This window comes from Bifidobacterium catenulatum PV20-2, assembly GCF_000800455.1.
In the GTDB taxonomy this organism is placed as follows: Bacteria; Actinomycetota; Actinomycetes; order Actinomycetales; family Bifidobacteriaceae; genus Bifidobacterium; species Bifidobacterium kashiwanohense_A.
This window is the reverse complement of sequence record NZ_CP007456.1, coordinates 399,189-424,090: the sequence shown is the minus strand read 5'-3', so window position 1 is coordinate 424,090 and position 24,902 is coordinate 399,189. Positions and strand designations below refer to the sequence as shown.

The 24,902-nt window shown below is 56.9% G+C and carries 23 protein-coding genes and 4 tRNA genes; 5 read left to right on the top strand and 22 right to left on the bottom strand.

All coding sequences use genetic code 11. The annotated features are described in order from the left end of the window. Positions 1-24: 24 nt before the first annotated feature. The 5 genes from AH68_RS01685 to dinB all read right to left on the bottom strand — a co-directional run bounded on the left by AH68_RS01685 (position 25) and on the right by dinB (position 5,241). Positions 25-696, bottom strand: coding sequence for an AbrB family transcriptional regulator (locus AH68_RS01685; protein ID WP_039197047.1), 672 nt, complete (start codon positions 694-696; stop codon positions 25-27). A gap of 32 nt (positions 697-728) precedes the next feature. Further along, positions 729-1,367, bottom strand: coding sequence for a YigZ family protein (locus AH68_RS01680; protein ID WP_039199679.1), 639 nt, complete (start codon positions 1,365-1,367; stop codon positions 729-731). A 66-nt stretch (positions 1,368-1,433) separates the two neighbouring features. Beyond that, positions 1,434-2,423, bottom strand: coding sequence for a D-2-hydroxyacid dehydrogenase family protein (locus AH68_RS01675; RefSeq protein ID WP_039199677.1), 990 nt, complete (start codon positions 2,421-2,423; stop codon positions 1,434-1,436). 81 nt (positions 2,424-2,504) lie between these two features. Then, entirely contained in the window at positions 2,505-3,869 is a 1,365-nt protein-coding gene (locus AH68_RS01670) for a CapA family protein (protein WP_039197041.1), read from the bottom strand. A gap of 67 nt (positions 3,870-3,936) precedes the next feature. Continuing rightward, positions 3,937-5,241: a DNA polymerase IV gene (gene dinB / locus AH68_RS01665; protein WP_039197039.1), complete on the bottom strand. Its 1,305-nt coding sequence runs from the start codon at positions 5,239-5,241 to the stop codon at positions 3,937-3,939. A gap of 235 nt (positions 5,242-5,476) precedes the next feature. On the opposite strand from dinB, the gene AH68_RS01660 reads away from it, so the two are divergent. Then, a tRNA-Ser gene (locus tag AH68_RS01660) sits at positions 5,477-5,564 on the top strand. A gap of 47 nt (positions 5,565-5,611) precedes the next feature. Here the strand turns inward: AH68_RS01660 and dapC are convergent. The 11 genes from dapC to AH68_RS01605 all read right to left on the bottom strand — a co-directional run bounded on the left by dapC (position 5,612) and on the right by AH68_RS01605 (position 13,361). Then, complete coding sequence (dapC, locus tag AH68_RS01655; RefSeq protein WP_039197037.1) at positions 5,612-6,766, bottom strand: succinyldiaminopimelate transaminase; 1,155 nt, start codon at positions 6,764-6,766, stop codon at positions 5,612-5,614. Positions 6,767-6,846: 80 nt separating this feature from the next. After that, entirely contained in the window at positions 6,847-7,167 is a 321-nt protein-coding gene (gene fdxA / locus AH68_RS01650) for a ferredoxin (RefSeq protein WP_003836048.1), read from the bottom strand. Positions 7,168-7,197: 30 nt separating this feature from the next. Next, positions 7,198-8,694, bottom strand: coding sequence for an APC family permease (locus tag AH68_RS01645; protein ID WP_039197034.1), 1,497 nt, complete (start codon positions 8,692-8,694; stop codon positions 7,198-7,200). A 30-nt stretch (positions 8,695-8,724) separates the two neighbouring features. Further along, positions 8,725-9,924: a UDP-N-acetylmuramate dehydrogenase gene (locus tag AH68_RS01640; RefSeq protein ID WP_039197032.1), complete on the bottom strand. Its 1,200-nt coding sequence runs from the start codon at positions 9,922-9,924 to the stop codon at positions 8,725-8,727. A gap of 106 nt (positions 9,925-10,030) precedes the next feature. Continuing rightward, the gene (rpmG, locus tag AH68_RS01635; protein WP_003807891.1) at positions 10,031-10,201 is read right to left on the bottom strand and encodes a 50S ribosomal protein L33; all 171 of its coding nucleotides are present in this window, start codon (positions 10,199-10,201) and stop codon (positions 10,031-10,033) included. 52 nt (positions 10,202-10,253) lie between these two features. After that, positions 10,254-10,327, bottom strand: a tRNA-Met gene (locus AH68_RS01630). Positions 10,328-10,332: 5 nt separating this feature from the next. Continuing rightward, a tRNA-Thr gene (locus AH68_RS01625) sits at positions 10,333-10,404 on the bottom strand. 1 nt (position 10,405) lies between these two features. Next, positions 10,406-10,487: transfer RNA gene (locus tag AH68_RS01620), tRNA-Tyr, on the bottom strand. Between the two features lie 403 nt (positions 10,488-10,890). After that, on the bottom strand, positions 10,891-11,184 hold the full coding sequence (gene groES / locus AH68_RS01615) for a co-chaperone GroES (RefSeq protein WP_011742802.1): 294 nt from the start codon (positions 11,182-11,184) through the stop codon (positions 10,891-10,893). Positions 11,185-11,439: 255 nt separating this feature from the next. Further along, positions 11,440-12,639 carry a hypothetical protein gene (locus AH68_RS01610; RefSeq protein ID WP_039197025.1) on the bottom strand — a complete coding sequence of 400 codons (1,200 nt, stop codon included), beginning with the start codon at positions 12,637-12,639 and terminating at the stop codon, positions 11,440-11,442. A gap of 98 nt (positions 12,640-12,737) precedes the next feature. Continuing rightward, a complete protein-coding gene (locus AH68_RS01605; RefSeq protein WP_144245747.1) occupies positions 12,738-13,361 on the bottom strand; it encodes a GNAT family N-acetyltransferase in 624 nt (207 codons plus the stop codon). A gap of 94 nt (positions 13,362-13,455) precedes the next feature. On the opposite strand from AH68_RS01605, the gene AH68_RS01600 reads away from it, so the two are divergent. The 3 genes from AH68_RS01600 to AH68_RS01590 all read left to right on the top strand — a co-directional run bounded on the left by AH68_RS01600 (position 13,456) and on the right by AH68_RS01590 (position 15,227). Next, positions 13,456-14,118 carry a 5-formyltetrahydrofolate cyclo-ligase gene (locus AH68_RS01600; protein ID WP_052189121.1) on the top strand — a complete coding sequence of 221 codons (663 nt, stop codon included), beginning with the start codon at positions 13,456-13,458 and terminating at the stop codon, positions 14,116-14,118. A 97-nt stretch (positions 14,119-14,215) separates the two neighbouring features. Then, positions 14,216-14,398 carry an FmdB family zinc ribbon protein gene (locus AH68_RS01595; RefSeq protein WP_004220060.1) on the top strand — a complete coding sequence of 61 codons (183 nt, stop codon included), beginning with the start codon at positions 14,216-14,218 and terminating at the stop codon, positions 14,396-14,398. A 139-nt stretch (positions 14,399-14,537) separates the two neighbouring features. Further along, positions 14,538-15,227, top strand: coding sequence for an SAF domain-containing protein (locus AH68_RS01590; protein WP_039197023.1), 690 nt, complete (start codon positions 14,538-14,540; stop codon positions 15,225-15,227). Between the two features lie 28 nt (positions 15,228-15,255). Here AH68_RS01590 and AH68_RS01585 read toward each other — a convergent pair whose 3' ends face one another. The 5 genes from AH68_RS01585 to rplJ all read right to left on the bottom strand — a co-directional run bounded on the left by AH68_RS01585 (position 15,256) and on the right by rplJ (position 21,838). Next, a complete protein-coding gene (locus tag AH68_RS01585; RefSeq protein WP_173405868.1) occupies positions 15,256-15,459 on the bottom strand; it encodes a hypothetical protein in 204 nt (67 codons plus the stop codon). A 62-nt stretch (positions 15,460-15,521) separates the two neighbouring features. Next, positions 15,522-19,142: a helicase gene (locus AH68_RS01580; protein ID WP_039197019.1), complete on the bottom strand. Its 3,621-nt coding sequence runs from the start codon at positions 19,140-19,142 to the stop codon at positions 15,522-15,524. Positions 19,143-19,150: 8 nt separating this feature from the next. Then, on the bottom strand, positions 19,151-20,560 hold the full coding sequence (locus AH68_RS01575; RefSeq protein ID WP_472924258.1) for an FHA domain-containing protein: 1,410 nt from the start codon (positions 20,558-20,560) through the stop codon (positions 19,151-19,153). 263 nt (positions 20,561-20,823) lie between these two features. After that, complete coding sequence (rplL, locus tag AH68_RS01570; protein WP_003836061.1) at positions 20,824-21,204, bottom strand: 50S ribosomal protein L7/L12; 381 nt, start codon at positions 21,202-21,204, stop codon at positions 20,824-20,826. A 112-nt stretch (positions 21,205-21,316) separates the two neighbouring features. Further along, positions 21,317-21,838 carry a 50S ribosomal protein L10 gene (gene rplJ, locus AH68_RS01565; protein WP_039197016.1) on the bottom strand — a complete coding sequence of 174 codons (522 nt, stop codon included), beginning with the start codon at positions 21,836-21,838 and terminating at the stop codon, positions 21,317-21,319. Positions 21,839-22,245: 407 nt separating this feature from the next. Here rplJ and AH68_RS01560 point away from each other — a divergent pair, with 407 nt between their 5' ends. Further along, complete coding sequence (locus AH68_RS01560) at positions 22,246-23,634, top strand: NCS2 family permease (RefSeq protein WP_039197014.1); 1,389 nt, start codon at positions 22,246-22,248, stop codon at positions 23,632-23,634. A 137-nt stretch (positions 23,635-23,771) separates the two neighbouring features. On the opposite strand, the gene AH68_RS01555 is transcribed toward AH68_RS01560, so the two are convergent. Next, entirely contained in the window at positions 23,772-24,665 is an 894-nt protein-coding gene (locus AH68_RS01555) for a metal ABC transporter solute-binding protein, Zn/Mn family (RefSeq protein WP_039197012.1), read from the bottom strand. Positions 24,666-24,902 lie beyond the last annotated feature (237 nt).

Sequence of the window (24,902 nt, the reverse complement as noted above, 5' to 3'; positions counted from 1 at the left end):
TCATAAAAATGACAACGTATGCAACTATTTTTCCGAAAGACGCTTTTCAGCGGCTCTTTTTACTTCTCCAGACGCATCCTGCGCAAGTTTTTCCAGCATCTGATCGGATGCGTTCGGGTTTAACGCAACGGCCCTGCGCACCATGGAAGCGAGCACCGCCGGAGCATTCGGTTCGATCTCAGTTCCCAAGGATCCCAAAAAATCAAGGGTACGCGAATCCATATCCGGATCCTGCGCGCCTTCGAGCCTCATCTTCCAAGATGTCCGCTTGTTGCGCAACGCGACATCGCGCACTTCGAGGGACTCATCCTTGGTGAGACGCCCCACCAGCCAATTCTTATCATTGGCATTGCCGGCAACGGCTTTGCGCACCTCAACGGATTCGTCGGTGGACAGTTTGACGAGAATATTCGGAAACGGCATGGTTTCCGCGAGGAAAACACGATCTTCCAACGGCGTATGCGTATTGCCTGCGACAGCCTCCAGCAGTGCCGTGGCTCGCGAGAACGCAGCCTGCTCGGAACGATCAGGCAATGGCCGGCGCGCGAATTCACTCAGTTCAGCGGCATCCGCGGAATGCCGCAAACGCTCGTAAGTCGCGGTCAGAGGCTCGAAACCCGAAGGAATCTCCTGACCTTGTGATTGCGCGGATTCGTTCTCGGCATTGCCGTCTTGCTTGATTTCAGCATCGGTCATAGTTTCCACCTTACGCCATTGCCTTCCGAGATTCACATTTTCACCGGACGATTGGAAGTTCCCGTTTTCTGCGGAGTCACGGTTGCATTGAACGTTTCGACCACACGCGATTCGAATTGCTGCGATTGCTCCTGCGGCACGACAACCGCCAATACGATGCGATCGGTGTACTGCGTGTCCGCCTGATCACCCTGCACCGAAGCGAGAAGATTCTGAAAACTGCCCAATTGTGAGTAGTCGAGCGTTACCTGATATTCGCTACACGGCACGATTTTCGCTTTGGTCGCCGCTTTGACGGCGATAGACGCGCCTGTGGAATATGCACGGATCAGACCGCCGGAACCCAATAGGATCCCACCGAAATACCGGGTGACGGCAATCACGCAATCCGTCATCTCGTTGGCGCGCAGCACGTCGAGAATCGGCTTGCCGGCCGTGCCCGACGGCTCGCCGTCATCGCTCATACGCTCGGCCAAACGACCGTCGGAGCCACCGCACACCGCAGCATAGGCAACATGACGGGCTTTCGGATGCCGATCGCGAATCATCTGCACAAACGCGAGCGCCTCGTCCAAGGAATCGATATGGCAGGCGTCGCCGATGAATTCCGATTTCTTCTCGACGAACGCATCATGCGCGGGTTGATCGGCGGAATCGAGTATGGTCTGCATGTCTTTCAACCTACCTAATCACGCCGACCGTCCGTACGTTTTCCTTATACCGTTTCGTACGACCGCTCACACGACGACGTTGAAATCCTCACCCTCAAAGTAAGCCGCAACCGATTGAACCACCTGCTTGGTGATGCCCACATATGCGCCGTCGGTACGCCAGGCGGTGTGTGGGGTGAGGATGATACCTGGAATCGAGCACAGCGGATCGTCGGCAGTGAGCGGCTCATGGTCGAACACGTCAAGCGCCGCGGGAATGTCGCCGCGCTGGAGTCTGGAGAGCAATGCGCCTGGCTCGATGATTTCCGCGCGGGCCGTGTTGATGAACATGGTTCCCGGTTTCAGGGCCTCAAGGTTTTGCGCAGTGACGATGCCTTTTGTGGAGTCCAGCAACGGCAAGTGGATGGACACCACGTCGGATCCGGCAATCAGTTCGTTCATATCGTCAACCGGAGTGACGTTCAGGTCGGTGAACACCTGCTCGGGAACGTGGGAGTTCCATGCGGACACGTTCATGCCGAGAGTTCCGGCAATACGCGCCACGGTTTGGCCGATGCCGCCAAGGCCGATGATGCCAAGCTTCTTACCGTACAGTTCGTAGCCGTCGACACCAGCCCAATTGCCTTCTTTGACTTGCCTGTCGAGTTTGCCGACCTGCCTGGCGAGTTCCATGAGCAGTGCGATGGTGTGTTCGGCTACGGCATGGTCGCCGTAGCGCACCACGTTGCATACGCGGATGCCACGTTCCTTGGCTTTGTCTAGATCGATGTAGCTGGCCACGCCGGTGCCGCCGAAAGCGTAGCATTTGGCGTTCAGACGGTCGAGGATTGAGTCGGAGCAGTGGAATCCGACCACTATGATGGCGTCGGCTTCGGCGCAACGCGCGACGATGGTGTCTTCATCGAGCGTGAAATCCTTGTACATGCGTACGCGGGCAATGTCTTTGAACAGCTCGAAGTTCTTTTCGAACGGTTCAATCATCGATTCGATGATGACGGGCATAACCACCAGCGGCAGATCGGTGCGTTCCGGCTGGGTTTCGTAGATTTCATCCATGTCTTTCACCTCACACTGTGTGTTCGAGTGGTTCTTCTGCGTTTTCAACCAACGGTACGAGGCATATTGTGCCATGGAAAACTACTCGCCAGATGAACCCGCCCGCTCTGCGGTTATATTCCATTCCTTGACCACGTTTTGGTCGGCGCCCATGGAGTAGAGCACGTTCCAGATGCGTTGGCGCACATTCGCGTCTTGCGTTTCATCCCAGCAGGGGCCGTCCGGATGGTCGCTTGCCAGCGAACACCATTGGTATTTGCCTTGCGTCACATTGGCGCTGGGCACCCAGTCGATACGGTTGACGCGCCACGAGCCTGCCACGCCTTTTTTGCCTGCGAATTGAATGCGCGCGGTCACACCCTGGTTGTTTACGATGGTGTCTGCCGTATCGGCCGATTCGGTTACGGCATTGCCCAAACCATAGATGATCCAAGTGCCGTTATAGTTCTCGATCGGCTGCGCGCAATGACAACCGGCACCATAGATCACATCAAATGCACCCGTATCAGCTAACTCGTGCGCTTCATCCTGCTGCCAGGAATCGGCGTAGTCCAAGTATTCCTGCACGGAATGCATGGCCATGGCCACCACGTCGGCACCTTGTTCTCGAGCGGCCTTCGCCTTGGCCACGGCCTTGTCGATATCAGCCTGATGGTTCGGATCTCCGGATTCGCGAAGGCGGTCCACACGCCAGTCGTAGTCAGGCGTTTGCGCATTCAACGACACGGTTCCCGCAACGAGTCCGATTTTGCCACCGCCCGTCGGCGAATCGATGACCAACGGCTTATACGAATCCTCTTCGGTTTTATAGGAACCGGTTTGCGCTATGCCGTCCTGTTCAAGCGTGTCCCACAAACGTGCGATGCCATCGGCACCTTGATCCCAAGAATGATTCGAAGCATGCGTGCAGGCACGATATCCCACATTTTTCGCGGCATCGGCCACTTCCGGAGGAATATTGAAAATCGGATAGGCGGAATATGGACCGCCACGTTGTGCGATAGGTGTTTCGAACTCGCATACGGCGATGTCGGAAGCTTCGATATATTTGCGCATCGGCTCGAACAGACCGGTGAAATCGAATGCGGTGCCGTCGGTGGCCGCGGTGTTGGCGCTGGCATACTGGTTCCACAATCCCTCATGGAACAGCAGATCGCCGTTGACAAGCATGGCGATGCAATCGGTATCGGGGCAATCCGGGGAATTGCCATGATGCTGCGCAGGTTCGGTCACTTGTTTCTTTTCAACCGTTTTTGGCTCAATCACCGTTGTTGCCGGCTTCGCATCGGCATCACTCTGCTTTGATTGAAGACTATGCACCAGCAGCCATATTCCCGCGACAAGCACGACGGCAAGCACGGCCAATGCCGCGAACGCGAGTCTGCGTCGGCCGGCCGCAAGCACTTCCGGGTTGGTTGCGTGCACTGCCTCTTTTCTGTATTTCATGGCGTCCCCGCCTTCCTCTGGACCTTCTCAACTCTTCAATTCAAGAATAACGGACGTACCCCGGCTTCTACATCCCGAAGCTGGCGATGTTGTTGCCGTATTTTTGACGCACCGCATCCAGTGCCGCTTCCGCGCCACGCAAACGTTTTGTGTGGGTCTGCATTTGCGCAGGTTTTGCCTGAACCGCCGCATGCCGTTCGGCTTCTTTTTCTTCCAGCAAATCATCCAGTGAGGGCTGGATCGCAGTCTCTTCGGCAAGCACAAGTCCACTGGTGCTCATTCCCGCCAAACGCACGGGTCGGGCAAGGGAGATGGCATGCACGGACTTCGGGGTCATACCCATCATGGCGAGCAGCAGATCAACGCATTGCGGGTAAAGCACGCTCGCCGCGTCCGTAGGGCAGTCCAGCGTGCGCCCTTTCGTTGCATAACTCAAGTCCGGAAATCGGAGTTTGACCATGACCTTGCGTGCGAGGAAACCACGCTTACGCAACGACGTAGCCACGTCATCGCAACACCAGCGAAGCATGGAACACACCTGTCGCATGTCTTGCGTGTCAGCTTCGAAGGTACGTTCCGCACCAATCGATTTTTCCGGCGTGTAGGGCACGACGGGCCTATCGTCCAGGCCTCGGGCCGCCTGATACAGGCCGTGTGCGGAAAGCGCAGATCCGGTGGCCTGTTCCAGAGATTCGAGACTCATGCGTGCAAGGTCGGCGACCGAGTTGACGCCCCACGCGTTCAGACGCTTTTCCAGAGAAGGTCCGATGCCGGGAATGCCACGCAATGGCATCATCTGCACGAACTGTGCATGCCGTGCCACGGGAATCATCAACATGCCGTTGGGTTTGGCATTGGTGGATGCCATTTTGGCGACCAGCTTGTTCGCCGCGATGCCGACGGAACAGGTGATGTTATAGCGCAAGGCCACCTGTTCACGTATCCACGCCCCAATGGCACTGGGACTGCCCCACTGCAGCAACGCTCCGGAAACGTCCATATAGCATTCGTCAACCGATACCTGTTCGATACGGCCGGTAATCCGGCTGAACACTTCCTTGAAAATGCGATGCGACATCGCGCGATAGTAGCTCATGTCGATCGGAAGGAAAATGCCGTTCGGGCATAGCTTTTGCGCCCTGGAACTCGCCATGGCCGAGTTGATGCCGTATTGCCGTGCCTCATAGCTGGCCGCGGACACCACCGAACGATTGCCCACGCCGATGATTACCGGCTTGCCGCGGTACTCCGGATGCCGGGCCACTTCCAAAGATGCATAGAAAGCATCCATGTCGATATGCAGCACCGTGCATCCAGCCTCGTCATGCCCCCAGTCACGTTTGGCTGCTGCGATTCTCGGTGCGGTACTCATGATTCCATGATAGCTGTTTTCCACATTCTATTGAAACAAATGTTCGAACATCGCAGTTTATCTTACGAAACCGGCGTGTCGACAGTTGCGGTTTCATAAGGCACACACATGCATACGGCACGGATTTTCCTTGACGTTCCAACGTTCTTCCATCTTTTTTTCGAGATATGGTGTTTTGCCCGCGAATAGATGGTATAGTTGCATGCTGTTGCGCCGTGAAAACGGTAAAAACAGTGGAGTCATGCCTGAGTGGCCGATAGGGGCACCCTGCTAAGGTGTTAGTCGTTTTTAGCGGCTCGAGGGTTCGAATCCCTCTGACTCCGCGGATAAGGGCTTCCAGCGATTGCTGGAAGCCCTTTTACGTATTGGCTTAGCGTGCCAAGCGTTCAGCGGCGGAAGCGATCGCCTCGTCGCTGGCGGTGGCGGAGAAGCGCAGACATTCCGGAGCACCATAGAACTCGCCGGGGCTGGCGATGATGCCGATCTTGGCAAGCTGCTCCATATCGGTCCAGCAATCGCCCGACTTGGCCCTCACCCACACATACAACGCACCGTCCGGCATGTCGGTGCAGTATCCGTAAGCACGCAACGCGCTCACCAACACGCCGAGACGTTCCCGATAGCGCGCATGCTGAACCTTGACGGATTCCAGATCACGCAATCCGGCAGCCATCGCAGCCTGCACCGGACCGGGAATAATCTGACCAATCTGCTTGCGATATGCACTCATCGACGCAATCAAAGACTCATCTCCGGCAATGAACGCAGTACGATACCCAGCCATATTGCTCTGCTTGCTCAACGAATAAAGCACCAGCACGCCCTCGGCGGAGCCCAAACACACATCGCCACGCAGCGCGCACGGCGTCGACGCAAGTGAATCAGCATCACCTTCAGCGCCATTCACAGCACCCCTCCACTGCATCAGCGCATAGCATTCGTCGGAAAGCACCACCGCGCCGATCTCACGAGCAGCTGCGACAATGCCAGCCATCCGTTCGGCCGAATACACCTCGCCCGTCGGATTGCAAGGGGAATTCACCCACACCGCTTTGACGCCAGGCACATCGCGCCACGACGCAACATCAGCCACATCGTCGACCTTAAGCACCTGCGCCCCAGCCAACTGCGTGCCGATCTCATACGTCGGGTACGAAACCTTCGGCTGCACCACAACATCATCCTCGCCGAAATGCAGCAGCGATGCCATCAACGCAACGCCCTCTTTGGAGCCGACTGTAGGCACCACATCAGCATGAATCGCCTGCAAATCAACATTGCGAGTCGCCGAAAACCATTCAGCAATCGCAGCACGTAAATCGGCAGTACCTGCAGTAACCGGATATCCATACGCATTCGGATCATTCGCCGCCACTGCGAGCGCCTTGCACACCGAATCGGGCACGGGATCGACGGGAGACCCCACGGACAGGTCGATCATGCCTCCGAACGCGGCTTTTGCCGTGCGCTTGTATGCTGCGATACGCGACCAATCGTATGGCGAAGAAAACTCATGAAAGCCCATCGTGAAAACTCCTTATTATCCTCTATAAACAAAAAATATGCGGCCTCTTCCAACGGGAAAAGGCCGCTTTCAAATGCCGATCACTGATTTTGCGGCGGCAGAGCAGCTACCTGCTCCGGATCCTTACCGATCGGGCCGGCTGCGGAAGCGCCGCCCATATCGCCGACTTCAGCAAAGAAGCTGACTGCGGCATCCTTATACCAAGCCCACTCGTCTGGCAGATCATCTTCATAGAAGATGGCTTCGGTCGGGCACACCGGTTCGCATGCGCCGCAATCCACGCATTCGTTCGGATTGATATACAGGGAACGGGAGCCCTCGTAGATGCAATCGACCGGGCATTCGTCCACGCAGGCCTTGTCTTTGACATCGACGCACGGCTGAGCGACAACGTATGGCATGGTTACCTCCTTAACACTTACCGTTCAAGACTACTCTTGATTGCCAACTTCCAGTTCTCCCGTGCCGAGTCGGGCGTGGCGGTAGCCGTAGCCGAAGTAGATGCAGAAGCCAACCGCAAGCCAGACCACGAATCGAATCCAAGTAAGCACGCTCAGGTTGAGCATGAGCCAGATGTTGGCGAGCGCGATGAGGATAGGCACCCATGGATTGCCGGGGATTTTGAAGACTCGCTTCAGGTCGGGGCGCTTCTTGCGCATGATCGGAATAGAGATTGAAACAAGGGTGAATGCCGACAGCGTGCCGATGTTCACCATGTCGGCAAGGATACTGACGTTGCAGCTGGCTGCGATGAGTGCCATGACCGCGCCGACGGCAATCTGCAGACGTACTGGAGTGCCGTGCTTGCCTGTGTGACTGAACGAGCGCGGCAGCAGGCCGTCTCGGCTCATGGCGAACACCACGCGGGTCAGGCCGAGCAGCAGCACCATGACCACGGTGGCCAGGCCGATCACAATGCCAAAACTTATGATTTTGGCGGCCCAGTCAGCGCCGACCATTTCGAATGCCGTGGCGAGCGACGGGTCTTTCTGCTTGGCGAGGTCTTTGTAGGAGACCATGCCGGTGGTGACGATGGCGACGAGGGTGTAGAGCACGATGATCAATCCCATGCCCACGCCGATGCCCAGCGGAACGTTCTTCTTCGGATTGACGGTTTCTTCGGAGGTGGTGGCGACCACATCAAAGCCGAGGAACGCGAAGAACACGAGCGCGGCTCCGGAGATGATGCCGGCAACGCCGTAAATGCTGGGGGTCATGCCGGTGACCCACTGCCATAATGGCTGCTCCATGGTTGCGGTCAAGCCGGATCCGGTGGCGGTCGCCGGTTCGCTCGGTGGAATGAATGGGGTGAAGTTTTCGGCTTTGACGTAGAAGAATCCGACGATTACCACGAATAGTACGATGGCGATTTTCAGTATGGTGAGCGCGCCGTCGACTCGTGCGCCGATTTTCGTGCCACACACCAAAAGTGCTGTGAAGAAAGCTACGACGATGATTGGCGCGAAATCGAAATTGAATGATCCGACGGTGACGTTGGTATTGATATTCCATCCGACAAGTCGGAAGAAATCGTTGAGATAGACGCCCCAGTATTTGGAGACGACAGAGCCTGCCATCAGCATTTCAAGGATCAGATCCCAGCCGATCACCCACGCGACGATCTCACCGACGGTGGTGTAAGTGAAGGTGTAGGCAGATCCTGCAACCGGAATCATGGACGCAAATTCGGCGTAGCACATTACGGCCGCGCCGCATACCACGCCTGCGATGAGGAAGCTGATGATTACGGCCGGACCCGCATGGAAGGCGGCCGCCTGGGCGCCGATGGAGAAGATACCCGCGCCGACTGCCACGGCCACGCCCATAATGGCCAAATCCCACCAAGTCAGGTCTCGTTTCAGGGAGCGTCCCGACTCCTCTGTTTCCGCCAGCGTCTGCTCGACGGATTTCTTACGTAATACGTTCATTATGTTTCCCTTCTCCCTTCGTTCTTACGTTTACTTGAGACTCATGCCAATAACGACCGGCTCTGGAACGAGACGGATGCCGTACGCCCGCTCGACACCATCCTGCACGGTTTTGGCAAGTTTCACGATATCGGCTGCCGAGGCTCCTCCTCGGTTGGTCAACGCCAACGTATGCATGGTGGACAGCCCCGCAGTAGCGTTTTCGCTGGTTTTGTAGCCTTTATGGAAGCCTGCATGATCGATAAGCCATGCTGCGGACGTTTTGACTCCTGGCGTGCCATCCGGCAGGGTCGCGTTGAATCGCGGCGCGTCTTCGGGAAGCTTTGCCGCCTGTTCTTTGGTGAGAATCGGATTCATGAAGAAGCTGCCACAGCTATGGCGATTGTAGTCGGGTTCATCATTGCCTGCCTGTGTGCGCTGCGCATTATGTGCGATGGCGACCAGTTCGCTTTTTTTGGTGCCGCGCATGGCTTCGGTCAAGTAACGGTGGGAATCCTCAAGCATGCCCTTGGAGGCACGTACTTTCAATACCGCGTTGCGAATATCCGTTGTCGACATACGGTCGCCGACTTCCACTCCCAACGCTTTGGCGAGCTGACCGTAGCCGACCACGCCGGTTTCGCTGTGATGCAGCGCGAAAGTAACGGACAGCACCACGTAGCGCGGTGTCGGGAAGAAGTCGGCTGCAGGTGTGGCCGGAGCACTATACATACTGGCTTTGAGCGCACTCATACGATAGCCGAAATGCAGTTCCTGATTGGTGAGCTCTTTGGTTTGCTTGTCTTTGCGGTCCCAGACTTCCACGCTTTCGACGCTGGATGCGACCTCCTGGCCGTATGCGCCGATATTCTGCACCACCGACGCGCCGACGGTACCCGGAATGCCGGAAAGTCCTTCCACGCCTTCCAGGCCAAGCCCGACGCAGTAGTCGACGAAATCATCCCAATTGCAGCCGGCTTCGGCGTTGACATGCACGATTTTTTCGTCATTTTCGGCAGGCGCTGCCTCATCAAGCACACTTACGGCGTGTCGCGCATCACGAACCACGACGCCATCGAACGGCGTGTCGGACACGAGCATGTTGGATCCGCCTCCGATCACGCACAACGGCAAGCCTTTGGCGTCGGCATCTTCAACGGCTTCGATAACGCCGACACGCGAGGTCGGTTCAATAAAGGATGCGATTGGCCCACCTACGGCAATAGTGGTGAGATCTGCGAAATTAGTCATGGTGATTAGCTTAGCGTGCGGGGAAGGCAGTTGGAAAGGTGCCAAGAAGGTTTCGGAGAAAACAAAAAACCCGACCAATTGGTCGGGTTGAAAGCTTTGAACTCGCTCAGCGGGTCTCGCGATGCACGGTCTGCTTGCCGCAGCGGGAGCAGAACTTCTTCAGCTCAAGACGATCCGGCGTGTTACGGCGGTTCTTCGTCGTGATGTAGTTACGCTCCTTGCACTCGGTGCATGCCAGCGTGATGCCCGGACGAATGTCGGCGCTCTTGCTTGCCATTTAAGTTCACCTCTTGTGGTTCGTTGCTATGCCGACGTTCCGTCGACCTTTGTAGCGAGAAAGAGACTCGAACTCTTGACCTTACGATTATGAGTCGTACGCTCTAGCCAGCTGAGCTATCCCGCCATGAGAGCCTCGAGTGAGAATCGGACTCACGACCTCTTCCTTACCAAGGAAGTGCTCTACCACTGAGCTATCGAGGCGTGGCGGATAGTGGATTCGAACCACTGAAGCACGAGGCGACTGATTTACAGTCAGTTCCCTTTGACCGCTTGGGAAATCCGCCGTGCTGCCTGTTTGGTTGAACCCGAACCGGCAACCCGTTTAGTATGCCACAGACCATGCAACTAACGCAAATACGGCGTGTCGCGAAAGCTTAAAAAGTCTCAAATCGTTGAAATTCCAACGTTTTCTCACTATCAACCACATGCCGGTGTCAATCAGAGCAAATCCTCACGAAAAATATTTCCGAAAAGAAAAATCATAAGTACTTCTTCTGAACCCTCCTTGCAGACTGTCTGAACAGCGACGCCAACACCAGCACGCCAATGCCAGTGAACACGGCACGCATCAGCCGTGCACAGCCTATTGCAGGAACCCAAATGCTTGAAATCAACAAGACCCCGCCAACGCAACGATTGTTCACCAATCGTTCGCTGACGGGGTCTTCAAACAGCTACGCGCTATGCTCAGCCGAGAATGGCCAGAATATCGCGGGCGGAGACGATCAGGTAATCCTCACCCTGATAGTGCACCTCGGTGCCGCCGTACTTGGAGTACAGCACCTTATCACCGACCTTGACGTCGACCGGAATGCGCTCGCCGGCGTCGTTGCGACGGCCCGGACCGACAGCCAGGACTTCACCCTGCTGCGGCTTCTCCTTGGCGTTGTCCGGAATGAACAGACCGGATGCGGTCTGGGTCTCGGCTTCCGCCTGCTTGACGATGATCTTGTCTTCCAACGGTGTGAGTGAGATCGACACTGTGGACCTCCTCTTTCTAAGAGAAATCGTTACTTACCGCGCCGGGACCCGCTAGCAAGAGGCTGACGATCACTTACGGCGTCGTCCTTCCGCGCTGAGACATATCCTAGCGCGATTATTAGCACTCTGCCAACTCGAGTGCTAACGCTGAGAGCAAAATATACGAAAAAAGCCTGAAACCATGCGGTTTCAGGCTGATGTTCTTTACGCTTGTTCGTATGTTTCGTGCGTTTCGTGCGTTCGTTTTCCCCTCCGTCACGCCCCGCGACGGGCCATGATGGACGCCAAACCCACACCCAGGGAATCGGAGGTGACGCTGGGAGCCTCAACGTCGGCACTGACCTCGGAGTCGTGGAATCCCACGGCATCCACGTCCTGCAGATGCACACCAGCCTCCACGCGGGCTGCGGCCTCGTCGGAATCCATGCTGCTAATCGCGTCGGTCGGCACAATCAACGGCTCGACATTGTCGGAAACCGTACTCGCAGTCGGAGGCACGGCCTTGGCCACCTGACGGGTGGATTTGATTTCCATGCTTTCCGGAGCGTCCTGCACGATATCGTCGCCATTGCGCGGCGCGCCCAGCGAAAACGAAATCAGATCCTGCGATGCGCCGGCCACGGCGGACGACTCCGCATCGCTTGCATCCACGCCCTCGGTTTTGGCGATTTCATCACGCTCATCGTGGATGGACAGACCGTTCTTCTTATCCGGCACGACCTGCGCATCCACAACGTTCGGTTCCGCAGCGGATTTCGCTTCAGATTCCTCCTTGCGCTTGCTTACGACAGCATCACGGTCGGCCTTGCCGCGATCGATCGCCTGACGAATCTCACCTTCCGGCATAACATCGGTCGGCACCTGAGATTCGGCGATCCTGCGAATTTCCGCAAGCTCCTGCTCCCGCAAACGAGCGCGCTCCGCCTGCTCTTCCTGGGCACGCTTGCGCTCTGCCGCAGCACGCTTCCTCATCTTGGAACGATACTTGGCGGCCTTATGCTCCCACGCTGCGGCCTGCTTGGCGGCCCTCACCCCCAAAGCGAGCACTCCAGCAAGCAGCGATGCGGGAATCAAAGCAAACAACGGACTGAAATGCAACACAAACGCACACATCAACACGACGATTGTGATCACCAGCATCGAGACAACAATAATCCGCCTTCTGCGGATCGCGGCACGACGAAGGGCACGGACATGCGCGATCCTTTCGTCGGTCAGCTTGCCCTCATGCGTCTCGTTGGACTGCATTATTGCCCCTTTCGCCTTTGCGGCGGTCTCATCGGAGAATCGCGTTCCACTGTCGGCATCCACCAGATGCAGCGACGGCGAAAAGCGGTCCTCTCGGTGCTCGATTACCCGCTTCATGCCTTTGACCGTCCGTTTGGGCAGCCAGAAAGCCATGAGAATAATCACAATCGCAAGCACCACAACCGTGCTTAACGATTCATAACCCATAACTCATAAGAATAGGTGACATTCCGACATTCTCCGGGGCACACGCCCCCGCGTGTCGAACATGTGCGTCGAAGCGCGTGTTGAACCTCGCCAACGGCTCACTCGCCCATCAACCGTGCGGTGAAACCGTTTGGCGCGCACTCCGGCAGCAGCGCATACGATTCATGATCACGCCATTGCCCGTTGACGAACATGTACGATTTGCGCATACCCTCATAACATGCTCCCACCTTGAGCGCAACCTTGCGGGAACGCTCATTTTCAGGAAGCAGGTCGATCTCCATACGATGCAATTGCGGTCCGGAAGGGTCGAACATCGCCCAATCAGCCAACAACGCGACGGCCATAGGAGCATATCCACGACCTGCGCAACGCTCGTCGATCCAATAGCCGACCACACCAGTGCGCATGGCACCATAACAGATCGCTCCCAGCGAAATCTGGCCGACGATACGCCCATGATGCTCGATGGCGAACACCACTCCGGTGCCGTTTCGCTCGTTGCGCCGCATCGCGCGCACCCACTCATTGAACGACATCGACGCGCCATGCAACGGGTCTCCGGATTCCCACGGCTTCAGCCAGTCGTCATTACGCCAACGGACGTCGTTCCATTCGTCGCAGTCGTCGAAGGTTATCGGCCGCAGGATTATGGGAACGTGGAGCCCGTGCGATTGGATGAACCGCGGAACATCGATGGCATTGGATTCCGAACGCATCATGCCGCGCAAAGATTGCAAAATCGTCACGCCTTCATTCTGCCATGCGCATAACATTTTCGTTTTCGCGCAACCATCCCGTGGTACAACATGCGATATGACCCCGAACATGCAAACCGATGTCGCAGGCGACAGCACGCGTGACGAAGCCGCAGCGCAACGCGAGCTGAAAAGGCAATGGCGCAGGAACGCAATCATAAGAAGAAAACGGACGAGCCCTGAGGAACGGTTGGAAGCCGGCCGAAAACTGGCCGAACAGGCACGGCGAGCGAATCTCATCCATTCATTCACCACGGTGGCCGCATTCGCATCCATGGGCAGTGAAATGTCGATGACACCGATGCTGCAGGCGCTTTTCGATTCGAACTGTCGCATACTCGTTCCACGGCTTGGAAAAGGCATGGATATTGGTTGGAGCGAGCTTGACAGCATCCACGATCTGCGCGATCAGACCAACAGCGACGGGTCCACCAACACACATCGTCCGCCGGAACCCAGCAACAGCATATGCGGGCCCGAAGCGTTGAGAAACGCTGGGCTGATCATAGTTCCTGCTTTTGCCGTCGATCATGCGGGATTCCGTTTGGGGCGCGGCGGAGGATGGTACGACCGGGCACTTGAATACCGTGCGGTCGGCGCGCGCGTGGTGTCGGTCTGCTGGCTCTGGGAGCTGACCGACAAGCCGGTGCCGCATGAGGCGCACGACATTCCCGTCAACGGAGTGCTTACGCCGGATGGATTCACGGAGGTTCGCCAATAAACCATTCGTGAATAAGACGCTCATGCGGCCGTCTCAGGGAGCGTACTAGGATATGTCCCGTTAAGAAATTTGAGAACCTGGTTGAAGCGAGGATACTTTGCCTACTTACCATTACCGTTGCAAGAACTGCAACTACGATTTCACCGAGCAGCAGTCGTTCACCGACGATCCGATCACCATCTGCCCCGAATGCGGCGAGGAACAGGTCCGCAAGGTGTATTCCGCACCGCCAATCGAATTCAAGGGATCCGGTTTCTACCGCACCGACAAATCCAAGTGAGCTCAATCACATAATGCAAACAAGCTCAGCCCCTTGGAAAACAAGGCGACACGCCGAAGCCTGTGGATAACTCGCGTCCTCCGACCACAACCCTTGATCCGGCTTGCGCAACAGCTATTTGTAAGGTCATCATGCATGCATGGTGACCTTTTTTCATGATTTGTTGCAACGTCTGCAGGGCACGGATGGCAGACGAACGACCGATGGCACGCGGACTGCGACCTATCGGCGACGGAGGAATGCACGATTGCACCGGCTGCTCGCCGCGGTCTGTGCCGGACTTGCCATGTTCGCAGCCCTGCAGTGCGTGCGATTGACGATTTCCACGCAACCGGTTGTCGTCGCCGTGCAGCCAATTGCGAAAGGCAGCGTGATTACCGCGGATTCGCTCGCATTGCGCGATCTTCCGTATGACGAGGCCTTACGTAACGTTTTCCATGATTGCGACGATGCCGTCGGGTTAATCACCCAAGTGGACGTTGCGGAAGGCGGCATCGTTACGTCGACCATGGCGCGTGCCTCTCCCGTTATTCCCGAAGGATACACGGCGATCGAAGTGCGATTGGCGAGTTCCGCCGACGCTCTGTCGCTTGGCGATGTCGTGACGCTTTCCAGCGCCACGACATTCGGCGAGGCAACACCGGAAACATCACCGGATACGGATGCCGTGACGCTGCGCGAACTATGCTCGGGCGCGATCCTGACCGCAAAACCCTCGCGCGATGCGGACGGCAACACCCTTGCGGTGTTTGCCATGCCTCCTCATGAGGCGGCGACCGTTTTGCAGGCCCAAGAGTACGGCGCGATTATCGCCATCGTCAGTTCGTGACGACAGCGAAGCAAATCCCAAGCGAATGTCAGCGTTCCCTCTCGGAGAACACGCCCCAATGCGGCGGCAGTTCGCCCAGAATACGCTTGTCGTCGTCCGCATTGCGCTGACGTTCGGTGAGCGCATCGGACGGTTCAAGCTTAACGCCGTCCGCATCGAACAGCTCCGTGCCCTGGCGGACCACACGCTTGTGCTTGCGCGCCGTTCGGCGAGTGGCGCAATAGCCGGACACGACGCGAACGGCAGGCTGGTCGGCTTCCTGGGAAGACTCCTGCGGAGAATGCTCGTCGACGCTCACTTGACCTCCTGATACAGGTCGCTCAGGCGTGCCACGATGCGATCCACTTCCTTGTCTGGATTCACGAACGCGCCAACGCTCCACACGGTCATAACAGACCAGCCAAGTGATTCGATGTTCTGCAAAAGCACACGGTGACGTTCCCTGGTGGACTGCAATCCCATGAATTGCGCATCGTCGGTGAGCACCGCCAACGCGAACGGCTTGTCGTTCAGACCGACCACCAGCGGCAGCTTGGATCCATTGTCGAAACCATAATCGACGGCCACATTCAGCCCACGGGCTCGAATGCGATCGGCAAGATCGTTGAGAAGCACGTTCGAACCGGTCATCTTGACGGCGGGACGCACCATGCTGTCATCAAGCTGCTCCGCCCAACGGAGCACAGTCTTCAGCATCTTCGGGCCGGCCTGATGCAGACGTTCGTCATCCATGTCGGACGACGAGAACGCAGACACGATGTCAAGATGGCGGTCCGTCACGGCTAATGCGTCCAGCAGCATGCCTCGCCCGCCTTCGGATTCCAACGCTCCGAACTGCTGCAGCAGGCGCCCATGAGAGGTTTTCGCATAGCACATCGCAAGAATCGTGTCAGTGGCATGTGCGCCGGCCACGTCGGAGATATCCACGATGCGCACATGGCGAAGGAACATGCCCATGGCCTTGTTTTTGTTGGCGATGGCCTTGAGCTCTGCCCCCAGTCGGGTGCGGAACGTATGCGTAAGCGTCACCACTGTAAGCATGTATGATGCGGGCACAATGGTAAAACCGGCGGCGCGCTTGGTGATCAGCCTGATCACCTCGTCGATTTCCTGCTGGCTGCTTTCCACCAGTCCCGAAGTGATGACCGGCACACCGTTGGCGTCAGCCACGAAATGGTAGGAGATCTCACCTTGCGCGCCTTCTCTTGCCACGTCGAAAGGTACGGAGCCGTAGCCTTCCGATTCCAGGAACGCATTGAGCTTCGGAGCGCGTCGAACAGGACGATTGGCGATTTTCACACTCGGCAGCAGTGCGATAAGACGCTTCAGACCATCGGATGTGACTGTTTCACGATGCGCAATCACCACTACCTGCTTGGCACGGCTGATGATGCTCAACAATTCGATGGACTGGATATGTGCGGCCGCATCGATGATGACGATGTCGGCCAGCGGCGCTGGATCGGTGATCGCCGCAAGCGTGGCGGGCGTCGCAACAAGAATCGGCTTCGCAGCTGCGAGAATCTGCGGATGCTCCTTGTGCAGGCGATTCAACGAAACGTTGCGGGAGCCGGCAAGCATGGTATGCAGCAGATTGGCTTCCTGCGTACGCGAGAACAGCATATCGCACAGACGACGCATGGATTCCTGCGCCACCATCGGACCGACCGAACGCACGTGCTCCACATCGACTTGGGCGAACCGCTCAGCAGCCCCTTGCAATGCCGAACCATCCTGGTTGGAGATAATGGCGGAGGATTTCACAATATCTTCGAACGCCGTGGTCCACCATGCCAACTGCAGTTCCCCTGCGACGGCATCGTTGGGAATACCACGATTGTTCAGATCCTCAACCAGCTCGTCAAGACCAACCGAGTGGAAGTCACGCTCCAAACGGGCACGCTCCGGCAGATTGTCAAGCGCCTGCTTGTCGTCATACAGGGCCTTCAAACGCTCTTCGACCTGGTTGAAATCAACGGTTTCGAGATTGCCTCTCTGCGGGGTTGTGGCAAGCACCGCATTCAATGCGGTCATATCCCGATTGAGATTCTCCTGCGTTTCGATGATGTCATCCAGCTTGGCGGGCAGCACCGGCCATCCGCCATGAGGCACGAACATATGCCACTGATCGGCCTGCTTGGACACCACGAGCAACGCCTCGTGCAGGTTCTCCACTTGGGCACCGACGCGCAGCATGCCCTTGGCTTCCTTGATGTGGCGGCGACGCTCCCAGAATCCCATGGAACTGCCTTCGGCCTTGCGCTCGGCCTTCGGCTTAGTCGCCTCAATCATGGAAGCGATGTCACGTTCGAAGATTTCCGGCTGGAACACGTCAAGCACTCGGCGCAGGTTCTTCAGCACCATGACCTGGCGCCCCCACTCCTGGGCGGTCGTCGGAATCGGGAATCCGCAGGTCTGCACCGTGCTGGCCACCTGCTCGCGGGTGGCGGGCAGTACCTTGCGCAACAATTCGACCACACGCTGGTATGCGCTCACCGCTTCCTCTTCGGAATACAGCGAAGCCTTGTACCATGCGGTGTCGTTCTCCGTGATGGTGTATTCGCCAAGCTCACCCGCACGCTGCAGTTTCGCAGCCCAATCCTCGATCTTGTCCGCAATGGAATGCGCAGTCTGCTTGCTCAAACGCACGTGCGTAGTCGGATGGGTGGGTAGCACCGCGATCTGCGCGAGATTCTGAATCGTCTGGTAGGCGGATACGCCCCACTCCTGGCTCACGCCGTGAAGATCGCCCAGATAACGGGTCAAACGGGAGCGCACACCGACCAATTCATCGGAAATCTGATCAAATCGAGACGAAGCAACACCGGATTGGAATCCAACAGCGGCAATCAACTGACGATCAATCGCCGCATTGGCACCGTCATCGGCGATATCCAACAACTGTCCGCTCATCTCATTCGCGGCGACGGCCTGCACAAATCGACGTTTCTGATCGGTCACACACGGCACATAAAGCACGGAACGTCCGTTCATCACGCAACGGGACGCGATCGCGGCAGCCTGCTCGGCGGTATTGTTGGCAATCGAGCTATCCACAAACAGCGAATGGCCCGCGGAAGCAAGCTGCGAAGCGTATCGGACGGTATTGTCGATATCGCCGACCTCATACTCGCCATGCGGATCGGCATCGAACGGGCTGTACTCCGGAATCTCAGCCCCTTCCAATGCTTCAGCGGCGGCCTTGTCTCCAGCCAAAGCGTCCAAAGCGGTATTGCCGGTCGGACCTTGGGCCAACTGATCGATGATCTTCTGGCTTTCCACCAGCATCTGCGACGCCGGATCCATAAAGCACCCGAGAATAATGTGCCGTTCGATCTCAAAATCGGGGAAGGCATTGGCCGCACGATCCGTAATGGCCGCGAACACCGCGGACGTCTCTGGCGTGCCGCTCTCATAGTTCGAACCGTCAAACAGCTTGGCCTCATCCAATATGACGTTGTTCTCGCGTAGCACGGCCGCGAAAGCCGCGTTCAGACGCACACGCCCTGTGAATGCGATTACCGTACCGTTTTCGATATTACGGCCTTCTTTGCGCACTTCGACCGGGTACATGAGCACCGGCATCTGATTGCCCTTCCAGATGGCAACGCCGACCACCAAAGACAGTTCGCCTACACCACTGACGCGGCTTTTCGCCTCACGGTCATCAAGCACACGTTCCACACGACGACCCGCGGCACGCAACATACCGTTGTCACGGAACAAGGAATTGAGCTGAACATGCCCGCTGGCGAACAGCTGCGCGATGCCGGACGGGTGCGCGTGCGTCATATCAAGCTGGGCGCTCAGCTGCGTCACATCCTCAAGCGGCGACGGCGACAGGCCAAGACGGTACTTCTCACGCCACCCACGAATATGATCCAGCTCAGTGACGTTCTCATTGCTTTCGCTCATGTGTTGGCTCACTTCCCTACCGCTTTACGGTATTCCGCATACCCCGGATTATGTGACAGGGCCGCGTCGATGTCTGTATTGCCCAATGCGCCCAGCCATGCATACAGATCGTCATATAGCGACGGGTTCATGGCAAGGAATGGCAGCAGTTCCGGATGACGCGCCATCTCGAACTGCACGGTGAAATCGTCGGTGCGCTTGGCATCGTCCGAAGTCATCCCGTCGACTTCGATGGTCTGCTCCTGCTTGACGAGCTCGCCCTTGGAAACGCGGTCGAACACTGATCCGGGTTCGAAAACAGGCTTGAACGCGCTGGTTTCGTCCGGCGACGGTTCGTTCACAACCTGCGATTGTGTAGCATGTGGTCTGAAACGCTCATCATCGGCCTGCTGCGGCGCTGTTTCCTCCTGACTTGGAGTTTCGTCGTTTGCCTGTTCCACGATCGTGGCAGACTGTTCCCCTATTTCGTTGGACGGCTCGTGCGATGCTTCCGTCTGTTGTTCCGGCATATTGTTCTCTTCAGCCGGCAGCGCCACGATAATCGGTTTGCTCGGACGTGCGCTAAACAGCTTGCTCACGGGAATCGTGTCGTGCTCGGTTTCGTTGCCTGTTGCGATTTGCGTCGGCAATGCGGCTTCCTGCACGGATTCCGGCTGATTCGCTTCATGTTCGTTTTCCGCAGCGTTCATCTTGGCGGCTTCCTCCGCGGCATGCTGTTCCGCCACGGCATCCGCGAACAGGTCGCGCGGAGTATTGTCTGCGACCACGTTATGCTGCACCAGCGAAACGGATGGCAAATCTCCATAATCCGGCTCGTTGGAACGGACGGGAGCAAAAGACCGACGCTCGGCAAGTTGCATGAAATTAACACGATTGGCGACGTTGCGTGCGTTGAACAATGCGGTCGGCTCACCGGCACGCAGGTTGAGAATATCATCGACCGACATATCCGCCGCATCAGGCTCCTGCGGCACCTCGTCGGACACCGCATAGGAGAACAGGTTGGAAACAGGAGCCGACGCTTGGCCCTCGGTCTCAGGCACTGCCTGTGCGATGTCTCGCTCGAAGGTGACGCGCACGTCACCGAATTGCAGCGTCATCGGCGTGGCGGGCAATTGGAAATCCTCATCCACCGGCAGACGCATCAATTGACCATTATCGGCCACTACGAACGAACCATTGGTCGAATTGAGATCACGCACGGAAGCATTGCCCTGCGCATCGACTGAAAAAATGGCATGCCGTTTCGACATGGATTTGTTTGCGTCCATGATGTCAAGGCGCGCGAATCCATCATCCACCAGAGGGCGTAACGGCTTACGGCCGATTTCCACGCTGTCGCCGTTGCCCAGCTTCTTGAGTTCGGTTCCATCAACCTTGACGGTCCACTGCTGCGCCGTTCGTTGATCTTCGCTCACCGTTGTCGGCCTTCCTTTCACACACAACACTATCTGCCATTGTGTCATGCCTTGCCACGTATTTCAGGATTATGACGCGATTAATTGACAACTTTCGCCTAATTCCTCCATTGTATGGCACGATATGGAAGCGTTCACGCTCAAATCGGGTTTTATTGGATTGTCAGCGAAAGAAAATCCCGTGAATATGCGGAAACCCCGCCGCCTTGTGGCGAACGGGGTTTCCACTCAAAATCGTGATCTGCGGCTTCAAGCCGCGCGAATCACTTGAGCTCGACGGTAGCGCCGGCTTCTTCGAGCTGGGACTTAGCCTTCTCAGCGTCTTCCTTCTTGGCCTTCTCCAGGACAGCCTTCGGAGCGCCGTCGACCAGAGCCTTGGCCTCAGCCAGACCCAGGGAGGTGATAGCGCGGACGGCCTTGATGACCTGGATCTTCTTGTCGCCAACGGCGGAGAGGATGACGTCGAACTCGTCCTTCTCTTCCTCAGCCGGAGCAGCAGCGCCCGGAGCGGCAACGGCGACAGCAGCCGGAGCGGCAGCCTCGACGTCGAACTTCTCTTCGAAAGCCTTGACGAACTCGGAGAGCTCAACCAGGGTCATCTCACCGAAAGCTTCGAGCAGCTCATCGTTGGTGTACTTAGCCATAATGGCTTCCTTTCATTCTTGGCGACGGTTTGATTGAAGAGGTGACCGCCACCTAAAACAATTATTTTTTCTTTTATGGTCACTATCATTCACGCGGCTAACCGCAATGAAATCAGGCGGCCTTTTCCTGCTTCTCGCGGAGCGCATCGATCGTACGCACGGCCTTGGTCGGCAGAGCGTTGAACAGGTACGCGGCCTTGGACATCGTAGCCTTGATGTCGCCGGCGAACTCGGCGAGCAGCTGCGGGCGAGACTTGAGGTCTGCCAGCTTCTTGGCGCCTTCAGCATCGTAGACGGTGCCATCAGCAAAGCCGCCCTTGATGATCAGTGCCTTATTGGTCTTGGCGAAGTCACGCAGGGTCTTCGCAGCTTCGATGAAGTCACCCTTCACGAAGGTTACAGCGGTCGGGCCGGCGAGGATCTCATCGAGACCTTCGATGCCAGCTTCCTTGGCTGCGATGCGAATCAGCGTGTTCTTAGCCACAGTGTAGGAAGTATCGCGGCCTAGCTTTTCGCGCAGTTCAGAGATCTGCGGAACGGTAAGCCCGCGGTACTCGGTCAGGTAGATAGCGTCAGCTTCACGGAACTTATCCGTAAGCTGGGCGACCACCGCTTCCTTTTCGGGCCTCTTCATGGCGTTCCTTCCTTAGTCAACCATTGACTGTGAAGCAGGAACGTTTCGCCGGGCAATAAAAAAAGCCCTGCACGCAGGCAGAGCAACATTCGACCGCTAAGCGGAAAGCCCTTGGTGGGCGTATGTTCTTCAACCTGCGTTGGCTTGGCGAACCAAACTTCGTGAGCGCTTGCACGCTCCAACCAACGGTCTGTGGTTTACAGGTGAACAACTTACGGTCATGCTTGGACTTGCCGCCATCCGGGCGTGTCGCACTTCACGAAATCTTCATGACTTGCTTAAATGTTACGGTTAAGCTTTGTTCGGAATCCTATGATTCCATAAGGCGAGTCGCAATTCTCGCCGGAACGCGCCACGCAATAGTCGGAACGTTCCTACCAACCCAAGAAAGATAGAGATAGAGAGATATGGAAAAGTTCTTCCATCTTAAGGAGAACGGCACCGCCGTGTCCACCGAGGTCATGGCCGGTCTGACCACGTTCTTCGCAATGTCGTACATCATCATCGTCAACCCACAGATCCTGTCGCAAACGGGAATGCCGTGGGGTGGCGTGTTCCTTGCAACCATCATCGCAGCCATCGCGGGTACGCTCGTCATGGGCTTGTTCGCCAACGTTCCGTACGCTCAGGCCGCCGGCATGGGCCTCAACGCGTTCTTCACCTACACCGTTTGCTTCGGCCTCGGCTTCACCTGGCAGCAGACCCTGTGCATGGTGTTCCTGTGCGGCCTAATCAACATTCTGATCACCGTCACCAAGATTCGTAAGATCATCATCCAAGCCATTCCGGAAGTGCTGCAGAACGCCATCGGCGGCGGCATCGGCCTGTTCGTGGCCTACGTCGGCTTCCTGAACGTCGGCTTCTTCACCTTCACCACCAAGGCCGACGCCAAGAACGGCGACACCGTGCAGGCCACCCCAGGTCTGGCAGTCATGAACAATCCGACCATCTGGCTGTTCATCATCGGCCTGTTCCTCGCCATCATCCTCACCGTGCTCAAAGTGCGCGGCGGCATGCTGATCGCCATCGCAGTCACCGCCATCGCCGGCATTCCGATGGGTCAGACCACCATGGCCAACTCCATCTCCATCGGCGACACTTTCGCCCAGCTGCCGCAGACCTTTGGCGCGATCTTCAGTGCCGAAGGCTTCCCATCGCTGTTCGCCGACATGTCGAAGCTGCCGATCATTCTGCTGACGATCTTCGCATTCTCCATGTCCGACACCTTCGACACCATCGGCACGTTCATCGGCACCGGCCGCCGCACCGGCATCTTCTCCGCAGAAGACGAGGAAGCCCTCGAAAACGGTTCCGGCTTCTCCTCCAAGATGGACAAGGCCCTGTTCGCCGATTCGATCGCAACTTCCATCGGCGCCATCTGCGGAACCTCCAACACCACCACATATGTAGAATCCTCCGCAGGTATCGCCGCTGGCGGCCGCACCGGCTTGACCTCCGTGGTCGTGGCCATCTGCTTCGCCCTGTCCGCCTTCCTCTCCCCGGTTATCTCCGCCATTCCGTCCGCCGCAACCGCAGGCGTGCTTGTGGTGGTGGGCTGCATGATGGCGTCCTCGCTGAAGGAAATCGACTGGGGCGATATCTCCGAGGCCGTGCCGGCGTTCTTCGCCTCCGTATTCATGGCGTTCAGCTACTCCATCTCCTACGGCATCGCCGGCGGCTTCATCACCTACTGCCTGATCAAGACCTGCAAGGGCAAGGCCAAGGAAGTACATCCGGTGATCTGGGTTGTGTCGCTGCTGTTCATTCTGGACTTCATCATCACCGCAATCCTGTAATTCCGAATGTCGGTTCACATCAGTATCCATGGAAACGACTGATGTGAAAATACGATAGGGGCGATTCCGCTTTCACTGCGGAGTCGCCCCTCTTGTTATCTTTTTGCTTGCTTCGTATTATTTGCTATGTAACCGACTTACGCAATGGCTTGCGAAAAGGCGTCAACAAGACCTTCCATCCATGCCGTCAGGGAATCGTATTGTTCCGGCATTTGCTCGGTCAGTTCGACCATGGGCACTTTCACGGATTTCGCAGCGTCCGTGATTTTTCCTGTCAGCTCGCTTTCCTCTTGCGTGTTGACCACCAGCAGTTTGATTTCGCCCGCCTTCAGCGCATCGGTGAACTGCTTGATATCCGTTGGCGTCGGCTCGCTTTCGTTCGCGGTGGCTCGCGCGTACCCGCTTGGCGTTGCGTCGGTCAGACCCATATCTTCCGCCAGATAGCTTGCCACGGATTCCGTTGCGGCGTACGCCAATCCATCCGATTTCTGTTTCACTTCGGCGATTTTGCTTTCGACGTTGCCTTCTTCAGATTTCCACTGATCGTGCAGCTTGTCGAAATCACTCTTTTTCGTGGCGTCGGCCTGTTCGTACGCTTCGGTGATCGCCTGTGCCACTGCCTTGCGCACATCGGCGGAGAACCAGACATGCGGATTTTCGCCGTCATTCACCCCGCCGACTTCAGCGGCATTGACGATGGTTGCGTTGACGGATTGCGCCGCTTTGACCGCCCAAGCGTCGTAGCCGGCTCCATTGACGATGATGACTTGCGCTTTCTGCAGTTTGGCGATATCCGACGTCGTTGGCTCGTAATCATGCGCATCCACATTGGTGGAATTGATGATGCTGGTTACGTTGACGTTGTCGCCGCCCAGGGTTTTCGCCACGGTACCCCACTGATTCACGGAAGCGACCACTTCGATGGTTCCGTTTTTTTCGGATGTTGATTGGCCGCTTCCACACGCAGCAACCGACGCAAGCATTCCTACAGAAGCAAGTGCGGCAATCGCAATTCTCGCAATACGGTGCATGATAGATCCTCTCTAACGTGATATAACGTCATCATAACCTAATTGAGAATCATTATCAATAGAGCGTGTCGCAATCAGACACCACATACAAAAACTCCCGCTCAGAGGAACGGCCGCCACGAATGAGATCGAAATGGTTAGTGAAGCAACCACTTTCGACCGCACATTCGTACGACAATCCCCCGCAAGCGGGAGTAAGAGATGTTTGCCGATCAGCCGCGTGCAATTACAGAGCTT